This window comes from Pseudarthrobacter sp. NPDC059871, from assembly GCF_042731175.1.
Taxonomy (GTDB): Bacteria; Actinomycetota; Actinomycetes; order Actinomycetales; family Micrococcaceae; genus Arthrobacter.
The window spans coordinates 448,578-463,020 of sequence record NZ_JBHWJV010000002.1 but is presented as its reverse complement, the minus strand read 5'-3'; the positions used below and the strand labels follow the sequence as shown (position 1 = coordinate 463,020).

The window sequence follows — 14,443 nt, the reverse complement described above, 5'->3', positions numbered from 1 at the left end:
CTTTGGGGCACATCAGCTGTTGGCGAGGACCACCGGAATGCTCGCCGTCGGAAGTCCGCTGGGGAAGACAGTGGGTTCCGGTTCCGCGACGGGCTCCAGCTCCACCCTGACGGGGTCGGAGCCTACGGCCAGTACCTGGCCCCGGACGTTGATGTCGAGCGGCTCCCCTTCCTGGACGGTGAGCGTGATGGCGCCGGAGGAGAGCCGGACCAGCAGCAGCCGGCCGCTGATCCTGAGGTGGAAGGTCAGTCCGTCCCATTCCTCCGGCAGGCGCGGATCGAAGTACGGCACCGGTCCCTGGTCTCGCAGACCCGCAAAGCCGCACACCAGGGAGCTCCACACACCTCCGGTGGACGCGATGTGCACACCGTCAATGGTGTTGCCGTGGGTGTCGTCCAGGTCGATGAACACCGCGTTGGTGAAGTGCTTCAGGGCTTCCCCGGAGTACCCTACCTCGGCAGCCATGATGCCCTGTACGCATGCAGACAGGGTGGAGTCGCCGGTGGTGATGGGGTCGTAGAAATCGAACGCGCGCTGTTTCTCGCCCGCAGTGAAATCCTGCCATTGCAGGAACATGGCGAGGACGGTGTCCGCCTGCTTGAGCACCTGGTGGCGGTAAATCACCAGCGGGTGGAAATGCAGCAGGAGCGGGTACTTGGACCGCGGCGTGGTCCAGTCCCATGGTTCCAGGGTCATGAAGTCGTTGTCCTGGGAGTGGACCTGCATGCGGCTGTCGAACGGCAGGTGCATCAGGTTGGCTGCCGCCGCCCACAGCTGCCGCTCTTCCTGGGCCACGCCCGGGTGGTCCAGCGCTGCGGCAGCCCGCAGGTTAAACCGGGCCATGACGTTCGTGTAGAGGTTGTCGTTGACCACGGCGGTGTACTCGTCCGGGCCGGTGACACCGTGGATGTGGAACAGGCCATCCTTGCCGAAGAAGCCCAGCGAGATCCACATGCGCGCGGTTTCCATCAGCAGCTCAGCCCCCATGCCCTCCCGGAACGCGGAATCGCCGGTGGCCCACAGGTAGCGGTTGGTGGCGAACGCGATGGCGGCCGCGATGTGGAACTGCGCGGTGCCGGCGGCGTAGTAGGCGCTGGCTTCGAGGCCGTTGATGGTCCGCCACGGGAACAGTGCGCCGTCCACACTGAGTTCCTTGGCCCGGACCTTGGCTTCGGGCAGCATTGCGTGGCGGAACTCCAGGACCTGCCGGGCGCCGTCCGGGTTGGTGTACGTCAGGTAGGGCAGGAGGTAGACCTCCTGGTCCCAGAAATAGTGGCCCTCGTAGCCGGATCCGGTGACGCCCTTGGCCGGGATGCCGGCCACGTTGGCACGGGCCGTGGCCTGGGCCAGCTGGAACAGGTTCCAGCGGATGGCCTGCTGCAGCTCCGGCTCGCCACCATCCACCACGATGTCCGAGGTTGCCCAATAGCCGCGGTAGTGCGCCTCGCTTTCGGCGAAGATGTCCGCGACGGGGCGCAGGCCTGCTTCGGCCAGGGCGGCAGCATCGACGCCCTCGTCCTGCACGGTCCGGCCGGCGGCGTAGCTGACGCTTTTCTCGAGCCTGAAGGGTTCGCCGGCGCTGACCGCCAGCACGTAGCGGACGCTGCTGTCGTCCTGGTCCACCAAGGTTTCGAAAGGCTGGTGGCCGGCGGACGTCCAGTGATCCACGGCAAGGCCCACGCGCTGCTTGGATTCGGCGGCTTCCCAGGAGAGCCGCAGCGATCCGTCGCCGCCATCCAACCGCAGCGGCAGCAGGACCCGTCCGGCGTGGCGGCCGGCGCGGCGCGGATCGTGGGCGGAGTGGTCCTCTACCGGCTGGTCCTGCCGGTTGACCACGGACGAGGTGACGTCGAGCGAAATATCGCGGTCCGCCGCGACCTCGAGGGAGAGGCCCAGGCTGCCGCGGGATTCGTACCCCACCGCACGCCGTTCCGTGGTGGTGACCACGGAACCGGACCGGCACTGCCAGGTGATGCGGCACTCGTAGATGCCGGTGGAGAAGTCAACGCTCCGCCGGTAGTCCAGCACCTCCGATTCGGCAAGGCCCAGGGACTCCCCGTCTACCACGACGGTGAAGTTGTTGGCGTCCGGAATGTAGAGGATGCGTTGGCCGGTCCGCGCGAATCCGAAGGCGTTCTCGGCGTGCTTGATATCCCAGATTTCGTGCAGCCCGTTGATGAAGCTGCCGGGAAGTTCGGCATCCGCGGCTGCCCAGTGGGCGCCACGGATGCCGAGGTGGCCGTTGCCCAGTGAAAAGAGCGTTTCAAGCGTCCCTGCGTTTCCCGGTTCGTGGCGGGTTTCCACCAGTTGCCAGGGAGTATTGGGGAACCGTTCGCGGTCCGCAGAGATGATAGCCATGGTGTTGGGTCCTTTTAGGCATGCTGTGCACCGGCACAAGTCCGGCAGAGGGGATTCGAAGTTGATGCTTGCCCGGATGGGTGCTGCCCGGGGGTGGCAGCGTCTCCGGTGTGGAACGGGGCTCGCGTCAGGGCAGGAGCTCTCCAAGGTCGTTGACCACCAGGGTTGCCCCCGCCTTGAGGAGGGTTTCGCGCCCGGCACCGCGGTCCACGCCGATGACGGAATGGAACGATCCCGCCTGGCCGGCCTGGACGCCGGAGACAGCGTCCTCCACCACTACGCATTCCTCGCTGGGCAGTTCCAGCAGCCGGGCGGCGTAGGCGTACGTCGCCGGACTGGGTTTGCCGGGGATTCCTTCGCGGGCCGCCACCACACCGTCCACCACGACGGGGAAGTGGTGGCTCAGGCCTGCGGCCGCCAGGACTGCGGGGGCGTTGCGGGAGGATGAGACGACGGCGACCTTCAGTCCGCGGTCCAGCGCAGCTTCGAGGAAACGCACCGAGCCTTCAAACGGCTCGACGCCGGTGCTGACGATGTCGTTGAAGATCCGGTTCTTGCGGTTCCCGAGGCCCTGGACCGTGATGTTGGCGGGATCGTCGTCCAGCGGTCCTTCGGGGAGCTCAATGCTGCGTGAGGCGAGGAAGTCCCGGACGCCGTCGAACCGCGGCTTGCCGTCGATGTGGTCGAAGTAGTCGCTTTCGCGGTAGCCCTGGACCTCGGGGTGCCCGGCAAGGAAGCCTTCGAAGAGTTCCTTCCAGGCCTGCTCGTGCACTGTCGCCGTGGGGGTCAGTACGCCGTCCAGGTCGAACAGGATGGCGGATGCGTCAGTCCAGGCGGTGTTCTCGGGGGCCGTTGCGGTGGAAGGCTCGTTGGCGAGTGCTTCGTGGGCGGAGTTGTTCATCGGCAGGTGGGGATCCTTTCAAGCAGCGGGCAGCGAAGACGACGTGCGCGGTGTGGGTGTGGCGTCGGCGCCAGTCGAATCTGCACATACAGCGGGCCGTGCCGGTGGGGGAACCGGCGCCATTCCGGGGCCTTGCTGATCTACATTCGTCTTCCATCTTGAACTTGTTGCCCGCACAGGACAACCCGGCGGCGGCGTACGGCAGCGCCGAGGATGAGTGTAAACGCTTGCATATTTGGCTGGCAACTGTTGTTTCCCAGCGCGGCGAAACTGCCAGGATGTGACGGGCCGCCCTAGCCTCCGGCGCCCGCTCCACGGAGAACGTAATGCCGAAGGAACGCGCTGACGTCACCCATCTCGGCTTTCGACATGGCGTGCCCCATCCCGGGATAGGTCCGGGCGGTCAGCAGTGTGTGGGCTTCAAGCCATTCACCCGTGAAGGCAGTGGCATCCTCGTTGATCACCAGATCCGCCTTGTCGCGGCCCCAAAAGAACGGCGGCCTGGTATCGAACTCATCGGTGAGGGCCAGGAGGTCGTTATCCAGCACAAAGCCGGAAAGGCCAACAACGGCGGCATAGTCCCGGGGATGAAGACGCAGGAGGGTGCTGGCCATGGCCATGCCCTGCGAGTAGCCCATCAGGCTCACGCTGGTGTGCTGGCCCCGGACGGAGTTGATCCAGCCATGCACGGTGCCGGTGACGGAGATGACGTCGGCAAAGTCGTTGGCGAGGAAGTAGTCCAGCAGGAACCAGCCATAGTGGTCTCCTATGGGCATGGGCGCCCGGAGGGCCGCGAAGGTGAACTCCGGGGGCAAGTACTCGAACAGCCGGACCATGCGGGATTCATCCGTGCCATAGCCATGCATCATCACCAGCAGGGGCGTCCCGGCGCGCTGGTCCTCAGGCTTGGACCACACAACTGTTTCCATCGGACCAGACTAGCGAGGCAACGCCGCGCCCACGCCGCGACGGTATTGAGCCCATGCGCCCCGGCAATCACAGCAGCAACGCAGAAATTCCCGGCAACGACTCGGCATCATTCATTGAATCGGGTATGGGCGCACTGTAGCGTGACGCCTACTATCAGCATGCTGACCAGTGGCTTTACAGACAAAGCAGCGCAGTGACCTAACCGCAACACCGTGCACCGCCCCACAGGAGCCGCCACCCGCGGCCAGCAGAAGGAGCAAGTCATGAGAATCGGCTCGTCAATCTTCCTTATCGCCCTCGGCGCCATCCTGGCTTGGGCAGTAGCCCCGGGACTTATTCCCTTCGTGGACCAGGCCTTGGTTGGTTACATCCTGATGGCCGTAGGCGTCATCGGCCTGATCGCCTCCCTGGTCCTGGCCTCCCCCGGCCGGACGCGGCGGGTCAGCGAGACCCGGTCCGTCGTGGATCCGAACACGGGCGAGCGGATCACCCGCAACGAAAGCCGCGACGGAACCATCTAGCCAAACCGACTGCGGGTCATCAAGGACCACGGCAGACCATGAACCCGGGAAGCCGGGCCGGACAACAGCGTCCGGCCCGGCTTTCGCATCCCCGGGCCTAAACCAGGCGAAGAGAACCCAATATTGTTTCGTGTTGGTTTCCGTTGACAAACCAACATAAGCAAAGATAAAGTCAAGTAACTCAACATCATGTGATGCCAGTCACGCCGGACACGGCGCCGGACACCACAGCACCATCAAGCTACGCAACGGAGGGTACGTGTTCGCCGAGGAACGCCAGCAGAAGATTGCCGAGCTTGTTGCCGGCAGCGGCCGGGTCAGCGTGACCCTGCTGGCTGAGCGCTTCCGCATCACCACCGAAACCGTCCGCCGGGACCTCGCCACCCTCGAGAACGCCGGCACCGTCCGCCGCGTGCACGGCGGTGCGGTTGCGGCAGACCGCTTCAGCACCACCGAGGAAAGCGTCACCGAACGTGCCATCCGCCGGCCGGACCTGAAGAGCCGCATCGCCGAGGCCGCCCTTGCGCTCATCCCCCGGAACTCCCCCGGCAGCGTCCTGATCGACGGCGGAACCACCACCGAGGTCCTGGCCGACATGCTGGCCCGGCGCACCGCCGTCGAACTTTCCGAATCCGGCGCCGCGGGCACCGAACTGGTGGCCATCACCCACGCCGTACCCATTGCCGGCAAGCTCTCCAGCGTCCCCGGCATCGCGCTGCATATCCTGGGCGGCCGGGTCCGCGGCATCACCCAGGTGGCCGTCGGCCAGGCCACGGTGGAGGCAGCGGCACGGATCCGCCCGGATATTGCCTTCGTGGGGACCAACGGCATCCACCCCACCTTTGGACTCAGCACTCCCGATCCTGAAGAAGCGGCCGTGAAGGCTGCCTTCGTCCACTCGGCCCGCCGCATCGTGGTGCTGGCCGATTCCTCCAAGCTGGACGCGGAAACGCTGGTCCAGTTCGCCTCCCTGAAAGACCTGGACACCTTGATTACAGACAGAGAACCCAGCCCCGAACTCGCCGCAGCCCTGGAAGAGGCCGATGTTGACGTGGTGATCGCATGATCGTCACGTTCACGGCCAACCCCAGCCTGGACCGCACGGTCGCCCTGCCCGGACCCCTGGAGCGCGGCGAAGTGCAGCGCGCTGTGTCCGTCACCCAGGAATCCGGCGGCAAGGGCGTCAACGTGTCCCGGGCGCTGGTGGCCTCCGGCCTCGAGTCCCTGGCCGTCCTGCCCGGCGCGGACAGCGATCCCGTGCTGGCCGGCCTGCGCGCCGGCGCCGTACCCTTCGTGTCGCTGCCCATCGACGAGCCGCTGCGCACCAACGTGGCCCTCACCGAACCCGGCGGGGTCACCACCAAGATCAACGAACCCGGGCCCGTCCTCGACGACAACCAGCAGGAGGCGCTGCTGAAGCTGCTGCTGGAAAGCTCCCGGGGTGCCGGCTGGGTGGTCCTGGCAGGTTCACTACCGCCGGGCTTCCCCTCGGATTTTTACGCGACGGCGGCCCGCCGCCTGCGTTCAGCTGCCGACGGCGAGTCCTCAGGGCACACGCCACTGATCGCCGTCGACTCGTCCGGCCAGCCACTCGCCGCCGCCCTGACCGGCGGCGCGGAGGGCATGCCGGATCTTTTGAAGCCCAACGCCGAGGAACTGGCGGAACTGGCTGCTGCAGCCGGGTTCGCCACGGCCGCCGCTGACGAACTGGAAGCGGACCCGGCGGCTGCCGCCGAGGCCGCGTCCGCCGTCGTGCGTTCCGGTGTGGGTGCTGTGCTGGCAACTCTCGGTTCCAAGGGAGCTGTCCTCGTAACGGCCGACGGCGCGTGGCTGGCCACGCATCCGCCGGTCGCCGCAGTGAGCACGGTGGGTGCGGGAGATTCCGCACTGGCCGGCTACCTGCTCGCCCACAGCCAGGGCGCCGCCCCGGCTGACTGCCTGCGTCAGGCGGTGGCCCATGGAGCCGCCGCCGCCTCCCTGCCCGGTTCAACGGTTCCGGCAGTGCACCAAACCACCCCGGAAGCCGTAACCATCACGGCCCTTCGAAAGGATTGACAGTGACTCAGCTCATCACCACGGAACTGGTCGAGCTCGACCGGAACCTGGGCAACGACCCCGAGGCGGTGATCCGGCACCTGGCAAGCAAGGTTGCTGCCACCGGACGCGCAACAGAGGTTGAAGGCCTCTTTGCCGACGCCTACGCCCGCGAACAGAAGACCGCCACCGGCATTCCCGGCGGCATCGCCATCCCGCACTGCCGCTCCGCTGCGGTGGTCGAGCCCACCCTGGCCATGGCCCGCCTGTCCCCCAAGGTGGACTTCGGCGCCAAGGACGGCCCTGCGGACCTCGTCTTCTTCATTGCCGCTCCGGACGGTGCCGACCAGGCCCACCTGAAGCTGCTCTCCAAGCTGGCCCGGTCCCTCATCAAAAAGGACTTCACGGCTGCCCTCCGCAATGCCTCTTCCGAGGCAGAAATCGTGGAACTGGTGGACGGTGCCCTCGCCGACAAGCCGGCCGCGCACGCTGCCCCTGCGCCTGCGGTTGCTGCCCCGGCGGCTGCCGCGGCTGCTTCGGTTTCCTCAGGCGCCGGTCCTGCCGCTGCCGGCCCCAAGCGCCTCGTGGCCGTCACCGCGTGCCCCACGGGCATCGCGCACACCTACATGGCCGCCGACTCGCTGGTTGCCGCCGCCCAGGAAATGGGCGTGGACCTGCAGGTTGAAACCCAGGGCTCATCCGGTGCCAAGCCGCTGGACCCCGCCGTCATCGCCGCCGCCGACGCCGTGATCTTCGCGGTGGACGTGGACGTACGCGGCAAGGAGCGCTTCGCCGGCAAGCCCGTCATCAATGCCCCCGTCAAGCGCGGCATCGACGAGCCCACCAAGATGGTCCAGGAAGCGCTCGCCGCTGCGGACGACCCCCACGCACGCCGCGTTCCGCACTTCGGTGCCGAGGAACAGGCTGAGCAGGCGGCCGCCGAAAAGGGCGAGCACATTGGCCAGAAGCTGAAGCGGGCACTCCTCACCGGTGTCAGCTACATGATCCCGTTCGTTGCCGGCGGTGGCTTGCTGATCGCCCTCGGGTTCCTCCTCGCGGGCTTTGATATCGCCCTCGGCACCAAGGCCAACGACATCCTGGCCAACAACACGCTGTTCAACCTGCCCGATGGCAATCTGGCCCTTTATCTCGGCACCGTCTTCTTCAAGATCGGCGCCCTGTCCATGGGCTTCCTGGTCCCCGCGCTGGCCGGCTACATTGCCTACGCGATTGCCGACCGGCCGGGTATCGCCCCCGGCTTTGTGGCCGGTGCTGTTGCCGGATTCATGGGCGCCGGCTTCCTCGGTGGCATCGTGGGCGGCCTGCTGGCCGGCTACATCGCCCACGTGATCGGTACCTGGCAGGTGGCCCGCTGGCTGCGTGGCCTCATGCCCGTGGTCATCATCCCGCTGCTGGCATCGATCGTGGCATCCGGGCTGATGTTCCTGTTCCTCGGCGGACCGATCGCTGGGATCACCCTTGGGTTGAACAACTGGCTTTCGGGTATGACCGGAGCCTCCGCCATCGTCCTGGGCATCATCCTGGGCCTCATGATGTGCTTCGACCTCGGCGGCCCGGTCAACAAGGTGGCTTACGCCTTCGCTGTTGCAGGGCTCGGCGCCGGCAGCGCCACCAACCAGGCACCGTGGCAGATCATGGCCACCGTCATGGCAGCGGGCATGGTCCCGCCGCTGGCCATGGCCCTGGCCACCGTCCTGGACAAGAAACTGTTCAGCCTGGCTGAACGCGAAAACGGCAAGGCAGCCTGGCTGCTGGGCGCTTCCTTCATCTCCGAGGGCGCCATCCCGTTCGCTGCTGCCGACCCGCTGCGCGTCATCCCCGCCAGCATGCTGGGCGGCGCGCTCACCGGTGCCCTCACCATGGCCTTCAATGTCACATCGCAGGCACCCCACGGCGGGATCTTCGTGTTCTTCGCCATCGGCAACGTGCTGATGTTCATCGTCTCGATCATTGCCGGCACGGTGGTCAGCGCACTGACCGTGGTGGCGCTGAAGCGCTGGGCAGTGAAGAAGACCGTTGATACGGTTGAACCGGTTCCCGCAACGGTCTGACCGCGGCCCCACCCACACACCTCACCGGCGCTGAACCGTCAGCTCGCCGAAAGACAAAGGAGCAACAATGACAGAACGCACCGCAACCGTCGCCAGCCGCGTGGGCCTGCACGCCCGTCCCGCCGCCATCTTTGCCGAGGCAGCCGGCGAGTTCGACCTGGACATCACCATCGCCCGTGAAGGCGAGCCCGCCGACGAGGCCATGGATGCGGCCAGCATCCTGTCCCTCATGAGCCTGGGTGCCTCCCACGGCGACGTCGTGGTGCTCCGCGCCGAGGGTGCAGGCGCCGACGACGCCCTGGAGCGCCTGGTGCAGATCCTGGAAACGGACCACGACGCCGAGTAGCAGGCCGGCTGCCCGGCAGCCGGATTAAGCCAAGCGGCCGCCGTCGCGCCTTCCCCTCGTGGGAACGGCACGACGGCGGCCGCTGGCTTTAATCGCCAGGGTCACCCCCGTTCGGCGATGGCTTTCACGTCTGCCACAAGCTTGTCCCACATGCCCTTCGAGTGGCTGGCCGCCTCTTCACTCGGGTTGTTGTCCTGGGCGAGCGTGAGATGGGTTCCGCCGTCGCGGTCCTGCAGCGTCCAAGTCAGCGTGTGGTAGCTCTCCGGGACGTCCTCGTCGCCGCTGAGGGCGCTGAAATGGGTGTGCACCAGTTTCCGGCCGGGCTCCACCTCCAGCACCCTGCCCTTGTCCTGGTACGGCTTGCCTTCCCATTCGCCGCTCCAGGTGATGGGGCTTCCCTCCGCCCAGTCTGTTTCCAGTTCTGCCCCGAACATAAATTCCCTGGCGGCAGCGGGGTCCGTGATGACGTTCCAGACGCGGTCCGGCGGGGCGTCGATGGTGGTGCTGGATGTTGCCGTGAAGTCTCCGGGCATGTCAGGCCTTCCTCGCGTTGAACAGCAGGTATTCCCACTCCATCTGGAACGGGGTGTCTCCGTGGGCGTCGCCGAAGGAGTCGGCAAGCTCCGTCAGCGCCTGGTCCAGTTCCTTGACCTTGTCCGCGTCGGCGCCGATGTGCTTGTAGACGGCGATGGTGGGGCCGTAGTGGGATTTGAAGTAGCGGACGAAGTCGCCGGGCTGGTGGAAGCTCCGTACGGCCAGGGCCTGCTTGCGGACTGTCACGTCGGTGATCCTGTCCCCCAGCAGTTCGCGGACGTGCTCCTCGCTCCCCCACAGCGGCGCCGGCTGGGCCCCCGGCGGTGGCGGCGGCGCGAAGGGCTTCATGGTGGCGAACATCCGGCCGATGAAGCCCTCCGGGGTCCAGCTGAGCAGCCCGATGCTCCCGCCGGGCTTGCACACGCGGAGGATCTCATCCGCCGCCGCCTGGTGCCGCGGCGCGAACATGGCACCCAGGCAGGACATGACGACGTCGAACGAGGCGTCCTCGAACGGCAGCGCCTCGGCGTCGGCTTCTTTCCATTCCAGGCTGACGCCGCGGTTGCCGGCTTCGCGGCGCCCGGCCTCGAAGAGCTCCGGCGTGAGGTCCGAGGCCACCACCTTGGCTCCCATCATGGCCGCAGGGATAGCCGCGTTCCCTGACCCTGCAGCCACGTCCAGCACCCTGTGGCGGGATCGGACGCCACATGCCTCCACCAGGATGGCGCCCAGTTCCAGGAGCATTTCATCGGCGAGCGCGGGATAGTCACCGGACGCCCACATGGCACGGTGCTTCTGTTTCAGCGCCCGGTCTGCCTCGGCCGCATCGGTCTGGTCACTCATGGTCCGCGCTCCTCATCGAGCCGTTGGGGTTCAGCGCGCTGCGGGCACAGCAGGCGCTGCGATGCGACTCATTGTGGCCGCGCGGGCACCGGCTGTAAAGGTGGTCCGGCTAATTGCAGGGGCAGCGGCAAGGCCCCTGCCCCTTCCTACGCGGGCTTGCGCGTCCTGGTGGTGGTGGCTTTCGCGGCAGGTTTCCCGGTGCTCTTGGACGCGGCCGGCTTGGTCCCGGTGGATTTTCCGGCGGCGGTCTTTGCCTCCGTGCCCGTGGACTTTGCCGCGGTGCTCCTGGTTGAAGTGCTCTTGGCTGCAGTACTCTTCGACGCCGTCGATTTGGCAGCCGTGGACCGGGTTCCGGTCTTGGTGTCCGCGGCCTTGGACGCTGATGTTTTGGAAGCGGCCGTCCCGGATCCCGGCGACCGTGAGCCGGAGGACCTCCGCGCGGGCTTGGCGGGCTTATCCGCATCCTCCGGCCCGCCGTCGTCGGACTCTTCCTCTTCGGAATCGTCTGCGCCCGAGGCCGCTGCCGCGCCGCCGCGTTTCCGGTCGAGGCTGCGCTTCAGGGCCTCCATCAGGTCGATGACCTCGCCCTTGCCGCCGTCGCCCGCTTCCACACCGAACGTTTCGTCCGTGTCCAGGGACTCGCCCTGCTCCAGCTTGGCGTCGATGAGCTTCCGCAGCTGCACCTGGTAGTCGTCGGTAAAGGACTCCGGTTCAAAGTCCGCGGCCATCGATTCGACCAGCGCCGCTGACATGTCGCGTTCCTGCGCGGAGATTTTGATGGCGGTGTCCAGCGCGGGGAAGTTTGCCTCACGCACCTCGTCCGGCCACAGCAGGGACTGCAGGACCAGGACGTCATCCTTGATCCGCAGCGCCCCCAGCCGGGTCTTCTCACGCAGGGCGTACTGGACGATGGCCACCCGGTCGGTATCCTCGAGGGCCCGGCGCAGCAGCACATAGGCTTTGGGCGACTTGGAGTCCGGTTCCAGGTAATAGCTCTTTTCGAACATCATCGGTTCGAGCTGCTCGGACGGGACGAACTGCACCACTTCGATTTCGTGGCTGTTTTCCGCCGGGATGGCCTTCAGCTCATCCTTGGACAACACCACCGTGCGGCCGTCCTCTTCAAAGGCCTTCTCGATGTCCGAGTAGTCGATCACCTGACCGCAGACCTCGCAACGGCGCTGGTAGCGGATCCTTCCGCCGTCGGCGTTGTGGACCTGGTGCAGACTGATGTCATGATCCTCTGTGGCGCTGTAGACCTTGACGGGCACGTTGACCAGCCCAAATGCGATGGCACCCTTCCAGATGGCTCTCATCCCTACAGTCAACATCACACCGGGCCGGAGGTGAAGACCTGTGGCTTCTAAGGAACGTGTCCGTGTGGCCGGGCGAGAGCTGACGCTGACCAACCTGGACAAAATCATCTACCCGGAAACCGGCACCACCAAGGCCGATGTGCTGGCCTACTACGCCGCCGTGGCCCACGTCCTCATCCCCGCCGCGGCCAACCGGCCCGCCACCCGGAAACGCTGGGTGAACGGCGTGGGCACCGCGGCGAAGCCCGGCGAGGTCTTCTTCCAAAAGAACCTGGAGGACTCCGCCCCCGGCTGGCTCCCCCGCGCCGCCATCACCCACAAGGACCGGACCATCCACTACCCGATGGTCAACGATCCCGCCGTCCTCACCTGGTTCGGGCAGATCAACTCCCTCGAAATCCACGTGCCCCAGTGGCGGGTGGATTCCCAGGGCAACCAGCTGAACCCGGACCGGCTGGTCCTGGACCTGGACCCCGGTGAGGGCGCCGGCCTCGACGAATGCCGTGAGGTGGCGCTGCTGGCCCGCGCCATCCTGCAGGACGTGGGCCTGGATCCGGTCCCCGTCACCAGCGGCAGCAAGGGCATCCACCTGTACGCGCCCCTGGACGGCACGCAGACCTCGGACCAGATCTCGGAGTTCGCCCGGGAACTGGCGCGCGCCCTGGAATCCGACCACCCGGACCTCGCCGTCAGCGACATGAAGAAGACCCTCCGCAAGGGCAAGGTCCTGGTGGACTGGAGCCAGAACAACGCAGCGAAAACCACCATCGTGCCCTACTCCCTGCGCGGGCGGCCCACGCCCATGGTCGCGGCGCCGCGGACGTGGCGGGAGATCAGCTCCGCCAGGCTCAAACACCTCGACTACCGTGAGGTGCTGCGCCGGGTGCAGGAGGGCAGGGACCCGTTCGCCGCCGTCGTCCGCGCTTCCGGAACGGCCGGGGAAGGCGGGACCGGCACCGGCACCGGGCAGGACGGCTCGCGCGACGGCGGGAACCCCCGCCTGGTGAAGTACCGTTCGATGCGCGACCCCGGGGCCACGCCCGAGCCGTTCAGTGGCGCGCCGCGCGGCGGCGACGCGTTCGTGATCCAGGAACACCACGCCAGCCGCCTGCACTGGGACCTCAGGCTGGAGCACGAGGGCGTCCTGGCATCCTGGGCGCTGCCCAAGGGTGTGCCGGAATCGGGCGGCAAGAACCATCTGGCCGTCCAGACCGAGGACCACCCCATGGACTACCTCACCTTCCACGGCACCATCCCCAAGGGCGAGTACGGCGCCGGCGACATGACCATCTGGGACACCGGCACGTACGAGCTGCACAAGTGGATCAACGGCAAGGAGGTGATCGTCACCCTCCACGGTTCCGAGGGCGGCGGGCTGGGCGGCACCAGGAAGGTTGCCCTCATCCACACCGGCCGCGGCCAGGGAAGCGATGCCGGGAAGCAGTGGCTGATTCACCTGATGGACAAGGAAGACCAGGGCGGACGACGCCGGCACGCACCTTCATCCGCGGAGCCTGCGGAGAGTGCCGGCGAACCGGAGGACTCCCCTGTTCGAGTTTCGCCCGAAGGTTTCGGCCCCATGATGGCCACCGCGGGAGTCCCCTCAGACCTCATGGGCAGCGACTGGCAGGTTGAACTCAAATGGGACGGGGTGCGGGCCATCCTCGTGGCGGATGAGTCCACCGTCCGTATCTTCAGCCGCAACGGTAACGACGTCACCAAGACGTACCCCGAGCTGACGGACCGCGGATGCTGGCCGGAGCAGCCGTTCGTGGCCGACGGTGAGATCATCGCCGTCGGACCGTCCGGCAGGCCGGACTTCGGCCTTCTGCAGGGCCGGATGAAGCTCACCCGGGCCGCCGACGTCGCCAAGGCGCAGAAGGCCATTCCCGTCCGGCTGATGCTCTTCGACCTCCTGTTCGACGGCGGCACGGACCTCCGGCGCCTCCCGCTCAGCAAGCGGCGGCCACGGCTTGAACAGTTCTTCCGGCCCTCGGACTGCCCCGTGGAACTGTCCCTAGTGCTGGAGGATCCCGTGGAACACATCATGGACAGCGCACGGGAACTGGGGCTCGAGGGCGTGATGGCCAAGCGCACGGACAGCCGTTACGTCAGCGGACAGCGCACCCGAACGTGGATCAAGCTCAAGACGGAGCGCACCCAGGAAGTGGTGGTGGGCGGCTGGCGGCCGGGCAAGGGCGGCCGCCAGGAAACGGTGGGGTCGCTGCTGGTGGGCATCCCGGACGGCAAAAAACTCCAGTATGTGGGCCGGGTGGGCAGCGGATTCAGTGGCCGCGAACTGGCCGAACTGCGGCAGACCGTGGAACAGCTGGCACGGAAGACGTCACCCTTCCACGAGGTTCCGCGGCCCGACTCGGCGGACGCGCACTGGGTCACGCCGCAGCTCGTGGGTGAGGTCACGTACGGGGAGTGGACCGGCCCGGGGCGGTTGCGGCATCCCCGGTGGCGGGGCTGGCGCCTGGACAAGGACCCGTCAGAGGTGGTCCGGGAGGATTGACGCTTTTGCTTGCGGGCGCGCAGGCTCCGGTCATGCGCAGGTTCCCCAGTGACGCGCAAACTCACCCGTG

General features: G+C 66.9%; 12 protein-coding genes. 6 read left to right on the top strand and 6 right to left on the bottom strand.

The window, feature by feature from the left end; translation table 11 throughout:
* Nucleotides 1–12 precede the first annotated feature (12 nt).
* The 3 genes from ACFV4R_RS04900 to ACFV4R_RS04890 form a co-directional block, all read right to left on the bottom strand.
* Entirely contained in the window at nucleotides 13–2,358 is a 2,346-nt protein-coding gene (locus ACFV4R_RS04900) for a glycoside hydrolase family 65 protein (RefSeq protein ID WP_377201301.1), read from the bottom strand.
* A gap of 127 nt (nucleotides 2,359–2,485) precedes the next feature.
* Nucleotides 2,486–3,259, bottom strand: coding sequence for an HAD family hydrolase (locus ACFV4R_RS04895; protein WP_377201300.1), 774 nt, complete (start codon nucleotides 3,257–3,259; stop codon nucleotides 2,486–2,488).
* A 293-nt stretch (nucleotides 3,260–3,552) separates the two neighbouring features.
* Nucleotides 3,553–4,188: an alpha/beta hydrolase gene (locus ACFV4R_RS04890; RefSeq protein ID WP_377201299.1), complete on the bottom strand. Its 636-nt coding sequence runs from the start codon at nucleotides 4,186–4,188 to the stop codon at nucleotides 3,553–3,555.
* A 264-nt stretch (nucleotides 4,189–4,452) separates the two neighbouring features.
* Here ACFV4R_RS04890 and ACFV4R_RS04885 point away from each other — a divergent pair, with 264 nt between their 5' ends.
* The 5 genes from ACFV4R_RS04885 (at nucleotide 4,453) to ACFV4R_RS04865 (ending at nucleotide 9,162) form a co-directional block, all read left to right on the top strand.
* Nucleotides 4,453–4,710: a DUF6458 family protein gene (locus tag ACFV4R_RS04885; protein WP_045732066.1), complete on the top strand. Its 258-nt coding sequence runs from the start codon at nucleotides 4,453–4,455 to the stop codon at nucleotides 4,708–4,710.
* A 259-nt stretch (nucleotides 4,711–4,969) separates the two neighbouring features.
* The gene (locus ACFV4R_RS04880; RefSeq protein ID WP_377201298.1) at nucleotides 4,970–5,776 is read left to right on the top strand and encodes a DeoR/GlpR family DNA-binding transcription regulator; all 807 of its coding nucleotides are present in this window, start codon (nucleotides 4,970–4,972) and stop codon (nucleotides 5,774–5,776) included.
* Nucleotides 5,773–6,765 (top strand): 1-phosphofructokinase family hexose kinase, encoded by a 993-nt coding sequence (locus tag ACFV4R_RS04875; RefSeq protein ID WP_377201297.1) that lies wholly within the window; start codon nucleotides 5,773–5,775, stop codon nucleotides 6,763–6,765. The genes ACFV4R_RS04880 and ACFV4R_RS04875 overlap by 4 nt, the downstream gene beginning before the upstream one ends.
* 2 nt (nucleotides 6,766–6,767) lie before the next feature.
* Nucleotides 6,768–8,816 (top strand): fructose-specific PTS transporter subunit EIIC, encoded by a 2,049-nt coding sequence (locus tag ACFV4R_RS04870; protein ID WP_377201296.1) that lies wholly within the window; start codon nucleotides 6,768–6,770, stop codon nucleotides 8,814–8,816.
* Nucleotides 8,817–8,883: 67 nt separating this feature from the next.
* A complete protein-coding gene (locus ACFV4R_RS04865; RefSeq protein WP_377201295.1) occupies nucleotides 8,884–9,162 on the top strand; it encodes an HPr family phosphocarrier protein in 279 nt (92 codons plus the stop codon).
* 101 nt (nucleotides 9,163–9,263) lie between these two features.
* Here the strand turns inward: ACFV4R_RS04865 and ACFV4R_RS04860 are convergent, their stop codons facing one another.
* From ACFV4R_RS04860 to ACFV4R_RS04850, 3 genes are all read right to left on the bottom strand, one after another.
* Nucleotides 9,264–9,695, bottom strand: a complete 432-nt coding sequence (locus tag ACFV4R_RS04860) for an SRPBCC domain-containing protein (RefSeq protein ID WP_377201294.1) — start codon at nucleotides 9,693–9,695, stop codon at nucleotides 9,264–9,266.
* 1 nt (nucleotide 9,696) lies between these two features.
* The gene (locus tag ACFV4R_RS04855) at nucleotides 9,697–10,539 is read right to left on the bottom strand and encodes a class I SAM-dependent methyltransferase (protein ID WP_377201293.1); all 843 of its coding nucleotides are present in this window, start codon (nucleotides 10,537–10,539) and stop codon (nucleotides 9,697–9,699) included.
* Nucleotides 10,540–10,685: 146 nt separating this feature from the next.
* Nucleotides 10,686–11,855 carry a Ku protein gene (locus ACFV4R_RS04850; RefSeq protein ID WP_377201292.1) on the bottom strand — a complete coding sequence of 390 codons (1,170 nt, stop codon included), beginning with the start codon at nucleotides 11,853–11,855 and terminating at the stop codon, nucleotides 10,686–10,688.
* A gap of 40 nt (nucleotides 11,856–11,895) precedes the next feature.
* Between ACFV4R_RS04850 and ACFV4R_RS04845 the strand changes: the two genes are divergently transcribed.
* A complete protein-coding gene (locus ACFV4R_RS04845; RefSeq protein WP_377201291.1) occupies nucleotides 11,896–14,373 on the top strand; it encodes an ATP-dependent DNA ligase in 2,478 nt (825 codons plus the stop codon).
* The last annotated feature ends 70 nt before the right edge of the window (nucleotides 14,374–14,443 follow it).